We start from the raw sequence: 18,272 nt of genomic DNA, 5'->3' as shown, positions 1-18,272 counted from the left end.
AGCCCCGTGAGCCCCGTGGACGCCGTGGACGAAACCGGCCAGAGCACCCCGGATTTCCCGCCCCTGCGGGGATTTCGAAGCCTGCGGGACGAGGTGTCCGCTGCCCTGCGGGCTGCGCTGGTGTCAGGTCAGATGCGCCCGGGCGTGGTGTACTCCGCACCCACACTGGCCGCGCGGTTCGGGGTATCCGCGACGCCGGTGCGGGAGGCGATGCTCGACCTGGCCCGGACCGGGCTGGTGGAAGTCGTACGAAACAAGGGGTTTCGGGTCACCGAGGTGTCCGAGGCCGAGCTGGACGACATCACCGAGCTCCGCCGGCTGATCGAGGTGCCGACCGTGACCGGGCTCGCGGGCGAGGTCCCGGCCGAGGCGTACGCGGAGCTTCGGCCGCTCGCCCAGACGATCGTGGACGCCGCCCGGGCGAGTGACCTGATCGGCTACGTCGAGGCGGACCGGCGGTTCCACCTCGACCTGCTGCGACTGGCCGGGAACGCCACCCTCGTGGACACCGTGGCCGAACTCCGGGAACGTACCCGCCTGTTCGGGCTGGGCCATCTGGCCGAGCGCGGTGTGCTGGTGGCGTCTGCCCGGGAACACCTCGCGCTGCTCGACCTGTTGGCAGCCGGCGACGGCGAAGCCGTACGGGCGTTGATGCACCGGCATCTCGGCCATGTCCGCGGCACCTGGGCCGGCCGCAGGGAGTAGCCGGGCGTACGAAGTAGCGGGGCGGAGCGAAACCTGGTCGCGCACGGCGAGAGGCGCTGCCATCATCGGGGGATGACCGCCGAGCAGGAAGAGCCGCACGTCGACACGTTGCACGGACGAGGCGGCAACCGCCTGCTGTGGCCGGATCTTCCGCACGGGCTTCGCGCCGAGATCGAAAGCCGGCTTGGGAGTTCGGTCGTCGCGGCGGCCAGCAGGGCGGGCGGCTTCTCGCCCGGACTGGCCTCGGTGCTCCGGCTCGCCGACGGACGGCAGGTGTTCGCCAAGGCGGTCAGCTCGGCTCCGAACCCGGTGTCACCTGGCATACACCGGCGCGAGGCCGCGATCGCGGCTCAGCTCCCCGCGTCCGCCCCCGTCCCGAAGCTGTTGTGGTCACACGACGACGGCGACTGGGTGGTGCTGGTGTTCGAGGCGCTGACCGGCGACTCGCCCACGCTGCCGTGGGTCCCGGCCGAGCGCGACCGAGTACTCGCCGCACTCACCGACCTCGGTGCCGCGATGACCCCGGCACCGCCCGGGCTGGACGTACGTCCGATCGACGTCCTGGACGAGGAGTTCTCCGGCTGGCGCGGTCTGCTGGACCGGCCCGATCCGCGGCTGGCCGAGGTCGACCCCTGGGCCGCGGAGCGCCTCGCCGACCTGGCGACGTGGGAGACGCACTGGCTGACGGCCGCCCGGGGAGAGACGCTCCTGCACGGGGACATCCGCGCGGACAACGTTCTCCTCACCGGCGACGGGGTGTACTTCGTCGACTGGCCGGCCGCGATGGTCGGCGCCGCCTGGGTCGACCTGGTGCTGGCGCTGCCGAGCATGACCATGCAGGGCGCGGGTGAACCCGAGGAGCTGCTGCGCACCCATCCGCTGGCCCGGTCAGCGGACAAGGATGCGATCACCGCCGTGATCGTCGCGTTGGCGGGCTACTTCGTGTCGAAGTCCCTGCAGCCACCGCCGCCGGGCATCCCGACGGTGCGGGCGTTCCAGCGCGCGCAGGGCCTGGCGTGCCTGCGCTGGCTGCGTGTACGGGGACTGTGACCGTCGAGATCGACCGCGCCGGGCCGATGCCGGTGGGTTTCTCTCATGCCTTCTTTCCGGGCCTGTTCTTCCACCACCAGTACGCGGTCAGCAACCGGCTCTCGAAGATCAGCCCCAGAATGCCCAGGACGAATCCCGCTACGAGTCCCCACCAGACCCCGGTGGCGGGGACCACGAGCAACAGCCAGGGATCATCGTGCGCAAAGCCCGTTCGGGCCCAGGCATAGAGCGAGCCGAGCACCCACAAGACGGCGACCACCAGCCTGGCGATGGCGAGGGAATCCTCGGGGGTCATCGGCGAGTAGCTCATCGCGGCGCCCTTCCTGCGCTGACCCGATCCCGCCGGGAGCGGGGCCGGGTCAGGCGGCCCATGGACCGGATGCCGACGTGCCCGTCGCGGACCTCGTTCGGTCCATGTGCCGCTGTTATTGCCCAGGCCGGCCACCGCTGTCAAGACCGGGGCGTCGTCAGCGTTGAGGTCGGTCCGGGTCAGCCGGTCCCTCGTCGTCCGGCCCGGGCCGTGCAACCATCTGACATGGCCGAGACCAGAAGCTTCACCGCGACCGTCGCCGAGGGGAGCCGGCACCGGGTGACGGTCCCGCTGCCGTTCGACCCGGACGAGGTGTGGGGCGTCAAGCCGCGCCACCACGTCACCGGGACGGTCGACGGCTGCAAGGTTCGCGCGGTCGTCGAGCGGCTCGACGACGGACCTGGCATCGTTCTCACCCCGGCGTGGCGGCGCGACCACCCGGTCGAGATCGGCAGCACCGTCAGGGTCGTCGTGACGGCGGAGGGCCCGCAGCGCGCCGATCTGCCGGCCGACGTCGCCGCCGCGTTGGAGTCCGACCCGGAGGCGGGGGCCTTCTTCGACTCGCTCGCGCAGTTCTACCGCAAGGGCTACCTGACCTGGATCGAGGCGACCAAGCGCCGGCCGCAGGAGCGGGAGACCCGGATCGAGCGCACCGTCGGGTGGTTGAAGGAGGGCCGCAAGCAGCGTCCCCGCCCCTGAGCCGTCAGGTCAGGCGACGTGGCGGAGGTCCTTGCCGCGCGCGGCGAGCGCGGCCAGGCGTTCGTTGCGCAGCTTGTCGTGCCAGGTGTCGTCCAGTGGTTCGAGGGAGTCCCGGCCGGTCGCCCACCGGAGCACCAGGTCGGCCAGGGCCGGGTTGCGGGACAGCGCCGGTCCGTGGGCGTACGTCCCGATGAAGCCCTTCGTCCAGGCGCCTTCGGTGTGTCCGTCGTTGCCGACGCCGACCGAGACGGTGGCCAGCGGGCGCACACCCGGACCGAGATGGGTACGCCCGCCGTGGTTCTCGAACCCGGTGAGCAGCGGCAGGGTCAGGGCCGGGTCGACCGGTCCGGCGAGTTCGCCGACGGCCCGGCTCGGCCCGCGGTCCGAGCTCAGGTCGTACAGGTCCAGCCCGGCGTACTGCCGGCCCCGTGCGGCGAACGACGAGCCCACCAGTTGGTAGCCCGCGCACACCGCGAAGACGATCGCCCCGTGCTCGACCGCCCGCCGCAGTCCGCCGTCGGCGAGCATGCGCTCGGCGGCCAGGGTCTGCGGGGCGTCCTCCCCGCCGGCGAGCAGGTAGACGTCGGCGTCGCTGGGGATCGGTTCGTCGGTACGAATCTCCTCGCTCTGCACGGGAATTCCGCGCAGGCGGGCCCGTTGGGCGAGGATCAGCAGGTTCCCCCGGTCGCCGTACGTCGACAACAGATCGGGGTACACCCACACGATGCGCAGTGCACTGTCAGTCGACACGATTCAGCTCCGCTCTGATCTGCTGGAAGGCCGTGTAGTTGGCGATCGCCTCCACCCGCCCGTCCGGCATCGCCGCCAGCGCGTCGGTGAAGGATCGGACGTGGACGAAGTCGACGCCGTTCACGGCCAGCCGGACCCCGAGGTCGTACGCGCGGTCGCCGCTGATCAGCACCCGGCGCCCGCGCAGCGGCGCGAAGTCCACGTCGAACAGCCATGAGGTGTCCAGGCCGTCGGGGTCGCGGGCGTTGATGCACAGCAGGGTCGGCGCCTGTTCGGCCATGTCGAACGCCTCCAGCCAGCCGGCCGGGTTCTTCGCCAGCAGCAGCCGGATCGCCTTGCCGTCGCGCTCCACGACCGCGTAGCGCCCGGCGACCGAGGTGACCTCCGCCAGCCGCGGCAGTGCGTCGTTCGGGCGTACACCGAACCGCGCCGCGACCGCCAGCGCCATCGCGGCGTTCGCCCGGTTGACCCGGCCAGGCAAGTTCAGCTTGACATCGTGGCGGTTTCCGTCGGGATCGATCACGGCCTCGTCGTCAAGCGTCCATTGCGCCTTCGGCCGGGCCAGCGCACAGCCGGTGCACCGCCAGTGGATAGCCGTACCGTTCGCGTGCGGGACGCGTTCGATGGCACTGCCGCACTCCGGGCAGACCGCGGAGTCGTCGTGCCAGCGTTGGCCGGCGGCCACCCAGCTGACCTCCTCGGCCGCGTCCGCCGCCCACACCACCATCGGGTCGTCGGCGTTGGCCACGACGTGCAGGTGGCGACCGCGAACCGTGTCCCGCCACAGCTTCGCGATCATCGCGACTTCCATGGCCCGGTCCAGCTGGTCGCGGGTGAGGTTGAGCATCGCGATCACCCGCGGCTGTGCGGCGTCACAGGCGTGCGGGAGATAGTGCTCGTCCACTTCCAGGACGGCGTGGTCGGTGTCGGGGGCCAGCGCCAGCGCGGACACGTGGCCGTTCGGCAGGTTGGCGCCGAAGGGGTTGCTGGCCACCGGGCCGAGCACCCCGATGGCCGCCGCGGTGAGCCGGGTGGTGGTGGTCTTGCCGTTGGTGCCGGACACCAACGCCACCTGCCGGTTGGCCGCGAGCCGGCGGAGAAGCCGGGGATCGATGCCGAGCCCGACGCGGCCGCCGATCACCGATCCGTCGCCGCGCCCGGTCGCCCGGGAGAAGGCGGCCACACCACGCGTGGCCGTGGCTGCGAGCCTGGCCCGCAGAGGCAACTGTGTGCTCACGACTGGTGACGCTAGTCGCACGCCGAGGCGTCGGAGGGCTATTTTCCGTTGCACACAAAGCCCGAACCGGCCGCGTCGCTCGTTACACGTGACAAAAACTCAGAGCCGCCGAACGCGTTGTTGTCCGGACTCGTCCGGTGGCGCATCCGGGGCGAACGCGGCGAACCGGACCCCTGCGTACGCGAAGATTCCTGGCCTACTCCGGGTCGTCGAACACGCTGGCCTGCCCACCGTCGTAGACGAGCAGGCCATCCGAACGCACCCGCACCCCCGGGCCGGGCTGGTGCGCGGCCTCCGAACCGTCCGGGAACAGGTGCCGCACCTCGACCCCGCGCACCAGTTCGAGGAAGTCGGCGATCATCCGCCGGTGGCACCGCCACCACAGGCTCTCGCTGCACATGATCGCCGTCGCGCCGGAGCTGTCCTCGGCTACTCCGGCGAGCAGGTCGTCGATGCCGGCCAGGAACTCCGCAGTGCGCATGTGCCCGGCGTACCCCCGGAAGGCGTCGTTTCGCCAGGCCGAGTCCGGCGAGTCCGGTGCGACCTTGCGGAAGCCGCCGAGCCGGCGTTCCCAGCGGTAGCCGATCCCGTGCTCGGGCAGCCAGCGTTCGAGCTCTGCCCGGGAGAACTGCGGGTGGCGGCGGCTGCCCGGTGCGGTCCGAACGTCCACCACCGTGGTGATTCCGGCGCCACGCAGCAGCTCGACGGTGGCGTCAGCGGTGGCGGTGCCATGGCCGAAGGTCGTGATCCGGGTCGGCGGGGTGGTCGGGGTGGTCGGGGTCATCGGGGTCATCGGGGTCATCGTCTCGTGGTCTCGACTTGAGGGACTGGCGCGGCGGAGCCGGCCGTGTGTACGGTGTGGTCGCGCGTCGGGGCGCATCCGGTCCGCGGGAAGGGCACAGCCCACCTGAGTTGGTCTCCCAGCCGAGGTTCCTCCTTTTCGGCCTGATCATGCGGACATCGGGCGTGAGAGAAGGAGGCCGCCGTGCCGACTCGTCCGCTCCCCGACAATCCCAGTCTCGAGCATCTCAGGAACCAGGCCAGGTCGCTGCAGCGCAGGGCGCAGGCCGGTGACGCCGAGGCGCTCGCGGCGTTCGAGGAGTTCGACTCCCGCCGTGACCTCACCGGCGGATGTTCCCTCAGCGACGCGCAGCTCGTGGTCGCGCGCGGCTACGGATTCCCCAGCTGGCAACGGCTTCGGGCCCACGTCGAGGTGGTCGCGGAGTACTCCTACTGGCCGCGGCCGGTGGACGACGCCGACGCCGACGCCGATTTCTCCAACAGCCAGGACCTGCCCGCTCTCGCCGACCGCTTCCTCGACCTCGCCTGCCTGAACTACACCCGCGACACCCCGCACCGGCCGGTCCGGGCCCGCGAGCTCCTGCGTGCCCACCCGGAGGTCGCGGCGTTCTCCCTGCACACGATGGCGGCGGCCGGTGACGCGGCCGGACTCCGTGAGGCGCTGGAGCGGGATCGTTCCCAGGTCGACCAGGCCGGTGGCCCGTACGGCTGGCCGCCGCTGATGTACCTCGCGTACTCGCGCCTCGGCGCGGGCGAACCTGTCGAGGCGGTGGAGGCCTTGCTGGCCGCCGGTGCCGACCCCAACGCCGGGCGCCTGTGGCAGGGGATGACGTCGGCGTTCACCGCGCTCACCGGAGCGTTCGGCGGCGGCGAGCAGGCTCAGTCACCGAATCGGCAGGCGGTGGCGCTGGCCCGTGCGCTGCTGCGGGCCGGCGCGGACCCGAACGACAACCAGGCCTTGTACAACAGGCAGTTCACCTCCGCGAACGACCACCTGGAGGTGCTGTTCGAGTTCGGGCTCGGCAAGGAGCTCGACAGTCCGTGGCGCCGCCGGCTGAGCCACACCTACCCCTCGACCACCGCGATGGTGGAGGAGCAGCTTCGGTGGGCGGCAGATCACGGGATGACCGCCCGGGTCAGGTTGCTGCTTGACCACGGTGTCGCCGCCGACGGCCGTGGCTACCACCCGAACTACGGCGACCTCACCGCCCTGCAACTGGCCACGCTGGCGGGCGAACGCGAGATCGCCCGGATGCTCGTCGACGCCGGCGCCGACCGCGGCCGGGTGGACGCGGTGCAGGAGTTCGTCGGCGCGTGCGTGGCCGGTGACCGGACCGGGGTGGAACGACTGACCGCTGTCAACCCCGGCTTGCCCGCGCACGTGCGGGAACGGTTCCCGGACGCCGGAGTTCTGGTGGCCCGCACCGGCCGGGTCGAGGCCATGAGGCTCCTGCTGGAGCAGGGCTTCGACGTGAACGCCGGCGTACGCGGGGGTGTGCTCGGCCCACCGCTGCGGCGCACGGCGCTGCACGAGGCCGCACTGGCCGGAAACCTCCCGCTCACCCGGTTCCTGGTGGAGCAGGGCGCGGATCCCGAGCTGCGCGAAGCCTCCTTCGACGCGACGCCGCTCGGCTGGGCCGAGCACTCCGGTGAGGAGGAGACCGCGGCGTACCTGCGCGGCCTCGGCTGACGACGGCCGGCCGGCGGCTGACGTACGGCAGTCGGTGGCCACCAACGCAAGGGCGGCCGGACCATGTCGGCCCGGCCGCCCTTCCTCAGCTCACCTCTGCGCCGGTCAGTCGACCTCGGCCACCGCCTGGGCGAACTGCGCCGCGTAGAGCCGGGCGTACGCGCCGTCGGCGGCCAGCAGCTTCTCGTGGTTGCCCTGCTCGACGATCCGGCCGTTCTCCATCACCAGGATCACGTCGGCGTCGCGGATGGTGGACAGCCGGTGGGCGATGACGAAGCTGGTACGCCCGGCGCGCAGCGAGGTCATCGCGTGCTGGATGAGCACCTCGGTACGGGTGTCCACCGACGAGGTTGCCTCGTCCAGCACCAGGATCGACGGCTCGGTGAGGAACGCGCGGGCGATGGTGATCAGCTGCTTCTCACCGGCACTGACGTTCGCGCCCTCCTCGTCCATCACCGTGTCGTAGCCGTCCGGCAGGGTACGGATGAACCGGTCGGCGTGCGTGGCCTGCGCCGCCGCCACGATCCTGTCCCGCGGCACGTCGCCGGCACCGTAGGCGATGTTCTCCGCGATCGTGCCGCCGAACAACCAGGTGTCCTGCAGGACCATGCCGATCCGGGCGCGCAGGTCCTCCCGGGTCATCTCGGTGACGTCCACTCCGTCGAGGGTGATCCGCCCGCCGGTCACCTCGTAGAACCGCAGGAGGAGGTTGACGAGCGTCGTCTTGCCCGCGCCGGTCGGCCCGACGATGGCCACGGTGTGGCCGGGTTCGACCGCCAGGGAGAGGTCCTCGATCAACGGCTTGTCCGGGTCGTACCGGAAGGACACGTGTTCGAACGCCACCTTTCCGGTCACCTGCTGCGGCCGCCGCGACGGCGACGGGTCGGCCTGCTGCTCCTCGGCGTCCAGCAGGTCGAAGACCCGCTCGGCCGAGGCGACGCCGGACTGCAGCAGGTTGGCCATCGAGGCGACCTGCGTGATCGGCTGGCTGAACTGCCGGGAGTACTGGATGAACGCCTGCACGTCGCCCAGCGACAGCGTCCCGGACGCGACCCGCAGCCCGCCGATCACCGCTACCAGCACGTAGTTCAGGTTGCCGATGAACATCATCGCCGGCTGGATCGTGCCGGAGATGAACTGCGCCCGGAAGCTGGAGTCGAACAGCGCGTCGTTCTCCTTGGCGAAGGTCTGCGCGGCCTCCCGCTGGCGCCCGAACACCTTCACCAGGGCGTGCCCGGTGTACATCTCCTCGATGTGGGCGTTCAGCGTTCCCGTGGTCGCCCACTGCTTGATGAACTGCGGCTGGGCGCGCTTGCCGATCACCGCGACGACGAGCACCGACACCGGCACGGTCACCAGCGCGATGACCGCGAGGAGCGGCGAGATCCAGATCATCATCGCCAGCACGCCGATGATGGTGAGCACGGAGGTGACGATCTGGCTGAGCGCCTGCTGCAGCGTCTGGGCGATGTTGTCGATGTCGTTCGTCGTACGCGACAGGACCTCGCCGCGCGGCTGCCGGTCGAAGTAGCCGAGCGGCAGCCGGGCGAGCTTGGTCTCGGCCTGCTCGCGCAGCCGGAACGCCAGCTTCTGTACGACGACCGCTGTCAACCTGCCCTGGACAAGGGCGAACAGCGACGCGACCACGAAGACGCCGAGCGCGGCCATCAGGACCATGGCCACCGCGTGGAAGTCGATGCCCTGTCCGGGTACGACGTCCACCGTGCGGAGCAGGTCGGCGATGCCGCCCTGCCCGCGTGCCCGCAGGCCCTCGATCGCCTGCTCCTTGGTGATCCCGGGCGGGAGTTGGCGCCCCGCCACCCCGGCGAAGATCAGGTTGGTGGCGTGGCCGAGGATCTTCGGCCCGAGCACCGACAGCCCGACGCTGATCGCGCCGAGGACGAGGACGGTGACGACCACCGGGCGCTCGGGACGCATCATGGCGATCAGCCGCCTGCTGGAGCCGCGGAAGTTCATCGCCTTCTCGGTGGACATCCCGCCGCCCATCATCGGGCCGTGGCGACGGTCCGGCCCCATCCCGCGTTTGGGCGGGCTGGCCGGCTTCACCTGCGTGCTCATGCGGCCTCCTGCTCGGTGAGCTGGGAGAGCACGATCTCCCGGTAGGTCTGGTTGGTGTCCATCAGTTCGTTGTGCGTTCCGGTCCCGACGACGCGGCCCTCGTCGAGGACGACGATCCGGTCGGCGTCGCGGATGGTGGACACCCGCTGGGCGACGATGACGATCGTGGCGTCGCCGATCTCGCGGTGCAGCGCGGCCCGCAGGGCGGCGTCGGTGGCGTAGTCGAGAGCGGAGAACGAGTCGTCGAAGAGGTAGATCTCCGGGCGGGCCACCAGCAGCCGGGCGATCGCCAGGCGCTGCCGCTGCCCGCCGGACACGTTGCTTCCGCCCTGGCCGATCGACGCCTCGAGCTGACCCTCCATCGTCTCCACGAAGTCGCGCGCCTGCGCGATCTCCAGGGCGTTCCACAGCTCCTCGTCGGTCGCGTCCGGGTTTCCGTAACGGAGGTTGGACGCGACGGTGCCGGAGAAGAGGTACGGCTTCTGCGGAACCAGCCCGACGGTGCGCGACAGCAGTGCCGGGTCGAACTCGCGGACGTCCACACCGTCGACCAGCACCTGGCCGCCGTCGGCGTCGAACAGCCGGGGGACGAGGTTGAGCAAGGTGGTCTTGCCCGCGCCCGTGCTCCCGATGATCGCGGTGGTCTGGCCCGGCCGGGCGGTCAGGTCGACACCGCCGAGGACCAGCGCCTCCGCGCCGGGGTAACGGAAGTCGACACCGCGCAGGTCGAGCTGACCGTGCCCGTGCAGTTGGCGTACCGGCGAGGCGGCCGGGCGCACGCTGGTCTCGGTGTCGAGCACCTCACTGATCCGCTCGGCACACACCGACGCCCGCGGCACCATGACGAACATGAACGTCGCCATCATCACCGACATGAGGATCTGCATCAGGTAGCTGAGGAACGCGGTCAGCGCGCCGATCTGCATCGAGCCGCTGTCGATGCGCTGCGCGCCGAACCACATGACGGCCACGCTGGAGAGGTTCATCACGACCATGACGATCGGGAACATGAACGCCATCAGCCGGCCGACGCCGAGGGAGACGTCCATCAGCGAGTTGTTGGCGGCGGCGAACCGCGCCTGCTCGTGAGTGTCACGGACGAACGCCCGGATCACGCGGATGCCGGTGATCTGCTCGCGCATGACGCGGTTCACGGTGTCAATGCGTTCTTGCATCTGGCGGAACAGCGGGTGCATCCGGCGGATGATCATGCTCACCGCGAGGATCAGCACCGGCACGATCACCAGCAGCAGCGCCGACAGCGGAACGTCCTGGTTCAGCGCCATCAGCACGCCGCCCACGCACATGATGGGTGCGGACACCATCAGCGTGAGCGTCATCAGGACCAGCATCTGCACCTGCTGGACGTCGTTGGTCGTCCGGGTGATCAGCGACGGCGCCCCGAACTGCCCGACCTCGCGGACGGAGAACTCCTGGACCCGGTCGAAGATCGCGGCCCGTACGTCGCGGCCGAGCGCCATCGCCGTGCGTGCACCGAAGTAGACCGCGGCGGCGGCGCACAGGATCTGCACCAGGGTGACCGCGAGCATGACGCCACCGGTGGACATGATGTAGCCGGTGTCGCCCTTGACCACGCCGTTGTCGATGATGTCGGCGTTCAGGCTTGGTAGGTACAAGGTGGCGAGGGTCTGCACGAGCTGCAGCACCACGACCAGGGCGATCGGCCTGGTGTAGGGGCGCAGGTGGGCGCGCAGGAGACGGATGAGCACGCGGGCCTTCCTGAGGTCGAGGGGCGGGTCGGGCGGTCGTGGGTCTCGGGTGCCGGGCGGGATCGGCGGCGGGTGCGACCGGTCACGGTCGGTACCGCCGACGGCAATCTAGGTGGTCCCGGACCGCCAGTCGAGACGATTCCCGAGCGTTGGCACAGTGCGGCCCGCCGCCGTCCACCCCGGCGTCATCGAGGATGACCCCGGCCGCTGAGAGAGCCCGCACAGATCACTGTCAGCCCGCAGGTCAGCCCCGCACGTCAGCCCCGCACGTCAGCCCCGCACGTCAGCCCCGCACGTCAGCCCCGCACGTCAGCGCCGCACGTCAGCCCGGTTCGGTCCCGCTGTCCCGTCCTGCGGTGAAGGCGGCCCGCCGGCCGGCCCGGCGCAGGGTCGCCAGCACCGGCCGCCCGGCGACCAGGACCAGCACCCCGCCCAGCAACGCCCGCGCGGTGTCCCAGCCGAGGGAAGTGGTGGCGTAGAAGACGGCGTAGTGGTGCAGGTTGGTGCCGAGTGAAGCCCCCGGGACGTACGCCGCCCCGTTCGGCAGATACGCCGCGGCCGGCCAGAACCACAGGTTGAGCAGCGCGCCGTAGCCGAAGCCGCTCAGCCCCGCGTACGCCGCGAGCAGCCCACGTTCGGCCCAGCCGGAGGCGGCCGGCAGGCAGCCGGCGAGCAGCCCCACCCAGGCCAGCCCGATCATCTGGAACGGCAGCCACGGGCCCGCTCCGCCGGTGAGCAGGGAGGTGGCGAGCATGGCGACCACGCCGAGCGCGAAGCCGAACCCCGGCCCGAACACCCGCCCGGCCACGACCAGCAGGAAGAACGCCGGGTCGAACCCTCCGGTGCCCGGGCTGAGGGTCTGCAGCCCGGCGCCCGCGGCGGCGAGCACGCCGAGCATCGCCACCGCCTTGACGTCCATGCCTCCGTCGCCGAGCTCGGCCCACACCAGGCCGAGCAGCAACGGCAGCAGGGCGACGAACAGGTACGCCGCGTCCTGCCCGTGGCTCGCGCCGGTCCCCGCGGGCGTCGCCACCAGGAACGGCCAGCCGAAGCCGGCCAGGCCGACCGCGGAGGCCAGCAGCAGGACCAGGGTGCTCCTGGGCCGCAGCCGGACCGGGGCGAAGGAGGTGCTGGCTGACATGTCGGCTCCCGGGGTGGGTCCTGCGTTGGTCGGTGTGGCGTTTGTCGGTGTGGCGTACGGCGGTGGAGGGTTGGTCGGCGGGTGTCCTGCCCTCAGCGCAGGAGTACGGCGGCGAGCAGGCCCGCGGCGGCGCCGAGTTCCACGACCGACCCGAACACGTCCCCGGTGACCCCGCCGAGCCGGCGGACGACGTGGCGGCGCCAGGCCACGGCGGTGCCGAGCCCGACGGCCAGCGTGGCCAGGAGCGCTCCGGCGAGCCGCGGCTCGTGCCAGCCGAGCGGCAGCAGGCAGCCGGCGGCGACGGCCGAGGTCAGCAGGAGGTGGGCGGGCCGGGTCGTCGTACCGGCCACCAGCGCTCCGAACCCGCCGGGCCGGGCGGACGCCACGCCCGCACCGGTCGCCCACACCACGCCCAGGCGTCCCGCGCACTCGGCCGCCGCGAGCGCGAGCAGGGCGGCGACCGGTGCGTGGTTCGCCAGTGCAGCCAGGGCGGCCACCTTCACCAGCAGCAGGAGTACGACGGTCACCACTCCGAACGGCCCGATGTCCGGCTGCCGCATGATCGCCAGCGCGCGTTCGGCCGGAGCGGAACTCCCCAGCCCGTCCACGGTGTCGGCCAGTCCGTCCAGGTGCAGGCCGCGGGTGGCGAGCGCCAGCGTGGCGACGGCGAGCGCGGCGCCCAGCAGCGCGCCGGTGCCGTCCGGTACGAGCGTGCTGGCGGCGAGCAGGGGGAGTCCGGCGACCGCACCGAGGAGCGCGCCGACGAACGGCAGCCAGCACACCGCCCGGCCGGCGGTGCCGCGGTCCACCGGAGTGCCGGCCCACCGGCCCGGCACGGGCACGCCGGTGAACATCGTCACCGCCAGCACCAGGCCGCGTCCTTCCGCCGCCTGCTCACCCGGGGCGGCGCTCGTCGCGCTTCTCACCGCAGCCGCTGGGGGATGCCGGCGGTGAGCAGCCACACCTCGTCGGACGCGGCGGCGATCCGGGCGTTGAGTACGCCGAGTTCGTCGCGGAAGAGCCGTCCGGAGGTGGTCGCGGGCACGACCCCGCCGCCGACCTCGTTGCTGACCGCGACGACCGTACGGTTCGTCGACTCCCAGGCCGCGACCAGCGCGTCGACCTCCGCCGCCAGCACGGCGGCCGGGTCCCGCACGTTGTCGGTGCCACCGGGCGGGGCGCCGGGGGAGTGGTGCTCGGTGCCGAAGCACCCCGCCTCGTCCATCACCCGGGTCAGCCAGGTGGACAGGCAGTCGATCAGCAACGGCTCGGTGCTGTCGGGGCTCTCCGTGCTCTCCGTGCCTTCCGTACGCCCCGGATCGTCGGCCTTCAGGTGGGCCACCAGGTCGGCGGTCTCCACGGTGGTCCAGTACGGCGGGCGGCGTTCGCGGTGCGTGCGTACGCGCTCGGCCCACTCCGGGTCGTCGGCGGTGGGCCGCGGGCCGGTGGCGAGGTAGGTGACCGGTCCGGCCTGCCCGTCCGGGCCGACCTGCGCGGCCTGTCCGGCCAGCCGTTCGGCGGTCGTGGACTTGCCCGAGCGCGCGCCGCCCAGCACCAGGATCCGCCGCGGTCGCCGGGCGCCCTGGCCGGCCGCTCCGCCCGCGGCGACCTCGTCCAGCGTGGCGACCTCGGTCAGGACCACGGCCGCGGCCCGTACGACAGGCAGCGCGAGCACCGCGCCGGACCCCTCACCGAGCCGCAGGTCCAGGTCGAGGACAGGACGCAGGCCCAGCGCCGTCAGCGCCCGCCGCGCGGCCGGTTCGGCGGACACGTGCCCGGCGACGAACGCACCCACCGCCTCGGGGGCGAGTGCACGGGCCACCAGGGCTGCCGCGCCGGCGGCGATGCCGTCCAGGACCACCGGCACCCGGGCGGCGGCCGCACCCAGCAGGAAGCCGACCGTCGCCGCGTGTTCGAGGCCGCCGAGCGCGGCGAGGACGCCGAGCGGGTCGGCCGGGTCGGGGCGGTGGAGTTCGAGTGCCCGGCCGACGACGGCGACCTTGGTGGCCCAGGTGGCGTCGTCGATCCCGGTGCCGCGTCCGGTCACCTGCTCCGGCGTACCCCCGGTGAACGCCGCGACCAGGGCCGCCGCGGGAGTCGTGTTGGCGATGCCCATGTCGCCGGTCAGCAGGCACCGGCAGCCGCGAGCCACCAGGTCCGCGGCGACCTCGATGCCGACCTCGACCGCCGCCACCGCCTCGTCCCGGCTCATCGCGGGCCGCTCGCTGAGGTCGTCGGTGCCCGCGCGTACCTTGCGGTCCAGCAGACCCGGCGCCGGCGGAAGGTCGGCCTCGACCCCGACGTCGACCACCAGCACCCAAGCACCCGCCTGCCGGGCGAGAGCGTTGACGACCGCGCCGCCGGACAGGAACGTCGACACCATCGCGGCGGTGATCTCCTGCGGCCACGGCGAGACGCCCTGCCGGTGAACGCCGTGGTCACCGGCGAAGACGGCCAGCCCGGCGGGTTCGGGCAACGGTGGCGGGCAGGTTCCGGCGAGCCCGGCGAGTTGCGCGCCGAGGTCCTCCACGGCACCGAGCGCGCCGCGCGGCTTGGCCAGCGCGTCCTGCCGGGCGCGGGCCCTGGCCACGGCGTCGGCGTCCGGCGGGCGGACGGCGCGCAGCGTACGGCTCAGCAGCGAGCCGGCAGTGCCGCCGGGGTTCGCAGAGCTGTCAGAGCTGGCAGAGCCGATCGGGTCGTCGGGGTTCGACGAGTCGGCAGAGTTCACGGCAGCCACGAGTTGTCCCTCCACAGGAGTCCGCGCCCTGGATGGTCGTACCGACGACCGGAGTGTCCTGGCTCCCAGATCGTGGCTTCCGCTCCGGCCTTCCCACCGCGCGCTCGCGGCGCGGCAGTGGCCCTCGCGTGGAGAGGTCGCTTCCTGGTGACAGTGGCGGGACCGCCCCGGACTCGCACCGGGTTCCTCCCTGTCGTCGGCGACCAGAATGGCACATGATCACGAACGGGCGAACTGGCGGACGGGGAAACGGAGGCGGCGATGGAGTACACCACTCTCGGCGGGACCGGAGCGAAGGTCAGCCGGATCGGGTTCGGCGGGGCGACGCTCGGCCTGACGAACTACCTCGGGCGGTTCGACCCTGACGACGCGGGCGACCGGGCGGCGATGTTCGCGGCGATCGAGGTGGCGCTGGAAGGCGGCATCAACTACTACGACACCGCGCCCGGTTACGGCGCCGGAGCCGGCGAACGGGTGCTCGGCCAGGCGTTGCGCGGGGTGGAGGCGAGCGGCGAGTGCCCGTTGTTCGTGGCCACCAAGGTGCCATACGGGGTGGACGTGCGGACGTCGCTGCAGGCCAGCCTGGAACGCCTCGGCCGGCCGCACGTCGACCTGCTGCAGATCCACGGCGACTCGTTCACCACCGAGCAGACCGACGCCATCCTCGCACCCGGTGGTGTAGCCGAACAGTTACATTCCGTCAAGGCTGAGGGCTTGACCAAGCATGTCGGCTTCACCACCGAGGACAACAACGACTCGGTCTACCGGCTGATCCGCAGCGGCCGGTTCGACACCGTGCAGGTCTGTTACAACCTCCTCTTTCAGCACCCGTACGACCCCACCCGGCCGTTCGGCAGCCTGCTCGAGGCCCGCCGGCACGGGCTCGGCACGCTGACGATGCGCACCACCACCTCGGGGACGTTCCAGCGCTGGCTGGCGACGGTGAACCCCGCCGACACCTTCGACTACTCGAGCGCGCTGGTGCAGTTCGTGCTGTCGAACCCGCACGTCGACGTGGCGTTGGTGGGGATGCGGGACCCGGACGTCGTACGCGCCAACCTCGCCGTCGCCGACGACCTCGCCGGCAGGATCGACCTAACCGCGCTGCACGAGCGGTACGTGTGATGAAGTGACGCCCATGGCCGTCTCTGCGACCCTCGCCATCAACCAGCTCACCGCGGACCGGCTGGCGGCCGGGCGGCCCGTCCTGCCCCTCGGATTCGGCGAGGCGGGACTACCGGTCCATCCCGACCTGGTGGCGGCGCTGAGTGCGGCCGCGGCGACCGGGTCGTCCGGCGGCTACGGGCCGGTCGTGGGATTTCCCGCGCTGCGCGAGGCCGCCGCCGGTTACTGGCGACGGCGATGCCTGCCGACGACGGCCGCTCAGGTGGTCGCGGGCCCGGGCAGCAAGCCACTGCTGTACGCCGTGCTGCGGGCGAGCGTCGGCGGGGTCGCGCTGCCCCGGCCGAGCTGGGTGAGCTACGCCGCACAGGCCCAGCTCCTCGGTCGCGAGGTGCACCACGTGCCGACGCCCGACGGGCAGGGTGGCGTACCCGATCCCGACCTGCTCGACGCGGCCGCCGCCTCCGCGAGGGCCGCCGGCCGCCCGATCGGGCTGGTCGTGCTCACCCTGCCCGACAACCCGACGGGGACCCTGGCGGGCAGCGGCACGATCCGGGCCGTCGCCGACGTCGCCCGCCGGCACGACCTGCTGATCGTCTCCGACGAGATCTACCGCGACCTCGTACACGACCCGATTCGTGAGTTCCTCAGCCCGGCCGAGTTGGCACCCGAACGCACCGTCGTGACCACCGGCCTGAGCAAGAACCTCGCCCTCGGCGGCTGGCGGATCGGTGTGGCCCGGATGCCTGAGGGCCCGCTCGGCAACCGGCTCGGAGCCGAGGTCGCCGCCATCGCCAGCGAGGTGTGGTCCAGCCCGGCGAACCCGGTGCAGCAGGCCGCCGCCTGGGCGTTCGAGGAGCCGGAGCAGCTCACCGAACGCATCGCCGCCAGTCGTTCGCTGCACGCGCGGGTGGCCACCGCGGTCGCCGACCGGTTCGCCGCGGCGGGCGCGGCCGTGCACCCGCCGTCCGCGGCGTTCTACCTCTACCCGGACTTCTCCGCATACGCCGAACTGCTCGCCGACCGGTGGTCGGTCCGCACCGGCACCGACCTCGCGACCCTGCTGCTGGACTCCTTCGACGTGGCGACCCTGCCCGGCGCGGCGTTCGGTGACCAGGACGAGCGACTGAGCCTGCGGGTCGCGACGAGCATGCTGTACGGCGAGGGTGAGCAGCGGGAGAAGGCGCTGACCGCTGCCGATCCGGTGGCGCTGCCCTGGGTCGCCGGACGGCTCGACCAGTTGGACGCCGCACTGGGGCGCCTGCTCGACGGCGGTTGATTCGCGCGTGGCCGATGTCGCCTGGCCGATTCGTCTGACGAGTGTGCCCTCGGGGGTGGGCTGCTCCGACCGCGCGTGGCAGGATGTCTTATGCGCTTCACCTCTTCGGTGCGTACTCACGTCGGTCTGGTCCGCGGCAACAACGAGGACTCCGCGTTCGCGGGGCCACACATGTTGCTGGTCGCGGACGGGGTCGGCGGGCACGCCGCGGGTGAGGTCGCCTCGGCGAGTGTGGCGCATCTGCTCGGTGCGATGTCGCTGTTGCCCAAGCCGGCATCCGGCGAATCCTCGACTCCGGATGAGGACCTTCCCGTAGTCCTTCGGGAGTGGGTCGACCGCGCCCACCGGCTCCTGGTCGAGGGCGTCGCGGCCGACCCGACCCGCGCGGGCATGGCCACGACCCTCACCGCCGTCCTGACCGACGGCCACACCTTCGCGATGTGCCATGCCGGCGACTCCCGGGCGTACGTCCTGCGTGACGGAGGTCTGCGGCAGGTGTCCGTCGACCACACGCTGGTCCAGGCGCTGCTCGACCAGGGAAGGATCACCCCGGCGCAGGCCAGGGTCCATCCCTACCGCTCGGCCGTCACGCGGTTCGTCGACGGGGGCGACCGCCCGGACGCCGACATCGTGCTGCTCGACCTGCGGCCGCGCGACCGGTTGCTGCTGTGCAGCGACGGGCTCACCGACTTCGTGGACGAGGGCGAGATCCGCTCGCTCCTGCTGGACGCGACGCCGGAGGAGGCCACCGACAACCTCGTCCGGGCGGCACTGGTCGCCGGTGGTCGCGACAACGTCACCTGCGTGGTCGGCGACGTCCTCGACGGGGAACTCATGCCCTGGCACCGGCGGCCCTACTTCTGCCGGATGGAGGGCGCGGTCACCGACCTCGCCAACCTCATCGACCCGGCCGGCCACGGCCACGCGGCATAGGGCGGGGGT

At 72.1% G+C, this 18,272-nt stretch carries 16 protein-coding genes and 1 riboswitch; of the genes, 7 read left to right on the top strand and 9 right to left on the bottom strand.

The annotated features are described in order from the left end of the window. Nucleotides 1-6: 6 nt before the first annotated feature. Both F4554_RS22700 and F4554_RS22695 read left to right on the top strand, forming a co-directional pair. Complete coding sequence (locus F4554_RS22700; RefSeq protein WP_337796165.1) at nucleotides 7-705, top strand: GntR family transcriptional regulator; 699 nt, start codon at nucleotides 7-9, stop codon at nucleotides 703-705. 72 nt (nucleotides 706-777) lie between these two features. Continuing rightward, on the top strand, nucleotides 778-1,755 hold the full coding sequence (locus tag F4554_RS22695) for a phosphotransferase family protein (protein WP_179789424.1): 978 nt from the start codon (nucleotides 778-780) through the stop codon (nucleotides 1,753-1,755). Nucleotides 1,756-1,798: 43 nt separating this feature from the next. Here the strand turns inward: F4554_RS22695 and F4554_RS22690 are convergent, their stop codons facing one another. Next, on the bottom strand, nucleotides 1,799-2,065 hold the full coding sequence (locus F4554_RS22690) for a hypothetical protein (RefSeq protein WP_179789423.1): 267 nt from the start codon (nucleotides 2,063-2,065) through the stop codon (nucleotides 1,799-1,801). A 225-nt stretch (nucleotides 2,066-2,290) separates the two neighbouring features. On the opposite strand from F4554_RS22690, the gene F4554_RS22685 reads away from it, so the two are divergent. Beyond that, the gene (locus F4554_RS22685; protein ID WP_179789422.1) at nucleotides 2,291-2,764 is read left to right on the top strand and encodes a YdeI/OmpD-associated family protein; all 474 of its coding nucleotides are present in this window, start codon (nucleotides 2,291-2,293) and stop codon (nucleotides 2,762-2,764) included. A gap of 9 nt (nucleotides 2,765-2,773) precedes the next feature. Here the strand turns inward: F4554_RS22685 and F4554_RS22680 are convergent, their stop codons facing one another. The 3 genes from F4554_RS22680 to F4554_RS22670 all read right to left on the bottom strand — a co-directional run bounded on the left by F4554_RS22680 (nucleotide 2,774) and on the right by F4554_RS22670 (nucleotide 5,544). Further along, entirely contained in the window at nucleotides 2,774-3,514 is a 741-nt protein-coding gene (locus F4554_RS22680; protein ID WP_179789421.1) for a glutamine amidotransferase, read from the bottom strand. After that, nucleotides 3,504-4,751, bottom strand: coding sequence for a Mur ligase family protein (locus F4554_RS22675; protein WP_337796164.1), 1,248 nt, complete (start codon nucleotides 4,749-4,751; stop codon nucleotides 3,504-3,506). Before F4554_RS22675 ends, F4554_RS22680 begins: the two co-directional genes overlap by 11 nt. Nucleotides 4,752-4,947: 196 nt before the next feature. Then, the gene (locus F4554_RS22670) at nucleotides 4,948-5,544 is read right to left on the bottom strand and encodes a DUF488 domain-containing protein (RefSeq protein ID WP_238341382.1); all 597 of its coding nucleotides are present in this window, start codon (nucleotides 5,542-5,544) and stop codon (nucleotides 4,948-4,950) included. Between the two features lie 192 nt (nucleotides 5,545-5,736). Between F4554_RS22670 and F4554_RS33755 the strand changes: the two genes are divergently transcribed. Next, nucleotides 5,737-7,242: an ankyrin repeat domain-containing protein gene (locus F4554_RS33755; protein ID WP_179789420.1), complete on the top strand. Its 1,506-nt coding sequence runs from the start codon at nucleotides 5,737-5,739 to the stop codon at nucleotides 7,240-7,242. A gap of 105 nt (nucleotides 7,243-7,347) precedes the next feature. On the opposite strand, the gene F4554_RS22660 is transcribed toward F4554_RS33755, so the two are convergent. The 5 genes from F4554_RS22660 to cobT form a co-directional block, all read right to left on the bottom strand. Next, nucleotides 7,348-9,321 (bottom strand): ABC transporter ATP-binding protein, encoded by a 1,974-nt coding sequence (locus tag F4554_RS22660; RefSeq protein ID WP_420360732.1) that lies wholly within the window; start codon nucleotides 9,319-9,321, stop codon nucleotides 7,348-7,350. Next, nucleotides 9,318-11,051 (bottom strand): ABC transporter transmembrane domain-containing protein, encoded by a 1,734-nt coding sequence (locus F4554_RS22655; RefSeq protein WP_179789419.1) that lies wholly within the window; start codon nucleotides 11,049-11,051, stop codon nucleotides 9,318-9,320. Before F4554_RS22655 ends, F4554_RS22660 begins: the two co-directional genes overlap by 4 nt. Before the next feature lie 322 nt (nucleotides 11,052-11,373). Further along, nucleotides 11,374-12,192: an ECF transporter S component gene (locus tag F4554_RS22650; RefSeq protein WP_179789418.1), complete on the bottom strand. Its 819-nt coding sequence runs from the start codon at nucleotides 12,190-12,192 to the stop codon at nucleotides 11,374-11,376. Nucleotides 12,193-12,284: 92 nt separating this feature from the next. Further along, entirely contained in the window at nucleotides 12,285-13,118 is an 834-nt protein-coding gene (locus tag F4554_RS22645; RefSeq protein WP_202889423.1) for an adenosylcobinamide-GDP ribazoletransferase, read from the bottom strand. Continuing rightward, on the bottom strand, nucleotides 13,115-14,884 hold the full coding sequence (cobT, locus tag F4554_RS22640) for a nicotinate-nucleotide--dimethylbenzimidazole phosphoribosyltransferase (RefSeq protein ID WP_179791719.1): 1,770 nt from the start codon (nucleotides 14,882-14,884) through the stop codon (nucleotides 13,115-13,117). Before cobT ends, F4554_RS22645 begins: the two co-directional genes overlap by 4 nt. 77 nt (nucleotides 14,885-14,961) lie before the next feature. After that, a riboswitch (cobalamin riboswitch) is annotated at nucleotides 14,962-15,151 on the bottom strand. Nucleotides 15,152-15,190: 39 nt separating this feature from the next. Here cobT and F4554_RS22635 point away from each other — a divergent pair. The 3 genes from F4554_RS22635 to F4554_RS22625 all read left to right on the top strand — a co-directional run bounded on the left by F4554_RS22635 (nucleotide 15,191) and on the right by F4554_RS22625 (nucleotide 18,263). Further along, nucleotides 15,191-16,054: an aldo/keto reductase gene (locus F4554_RS22635; protein WP_179789417.1), complete on the top strand. Its 864-nt coding sequence runs from the start codon at nucleotides 15,191-15,193 to the stop codon at nucleotides 16,052-16,054. A 13-nt stretch (nucleotides 16,055-16,067) separates the two neighbouring features. Further along, complete coding sequence (locus F4554_RS22630) at nucleotides 16,068-17,330, top strand: pyridoxal phosphate-dependent aminotransferase (protein WP_179789416.1); 1,263 nt, start codon at nucleotides 16,068-16,070, stop codon at nucleotides 17,328-17,330. A gap of 90 nt (nucleotides 17,331-17,420) precedes the next feature. Further along, nucleotides 17,421-18,263, top strand: a complete 843-nt coding sequence (locus tag F4554_RS22625; protein ID WP_179789415.1) for a PP2C family protein-serine/threonine phosphatase — start codon at nucleotides 17,421-17,423, stop codon at nucleotides 18,261-18,263. Nucleotides 18,264-18,272: the final 9 nt, after the last annotated feature.

The sequence above is a fragment of the Actinopolymorpha rutila genome, from assembly GCF_013407855.1.
Taxonomy (GTDB): Bacteria; Actinomycetota; Actinomycetes; order Propionibacteriales; family Actinopolymorphaceae; genus Actinopolymorpha; species Actinopolymorpha rutila.
This window is presented reverse-complemented; position numbering and strand designations above follow the sequence as displayed.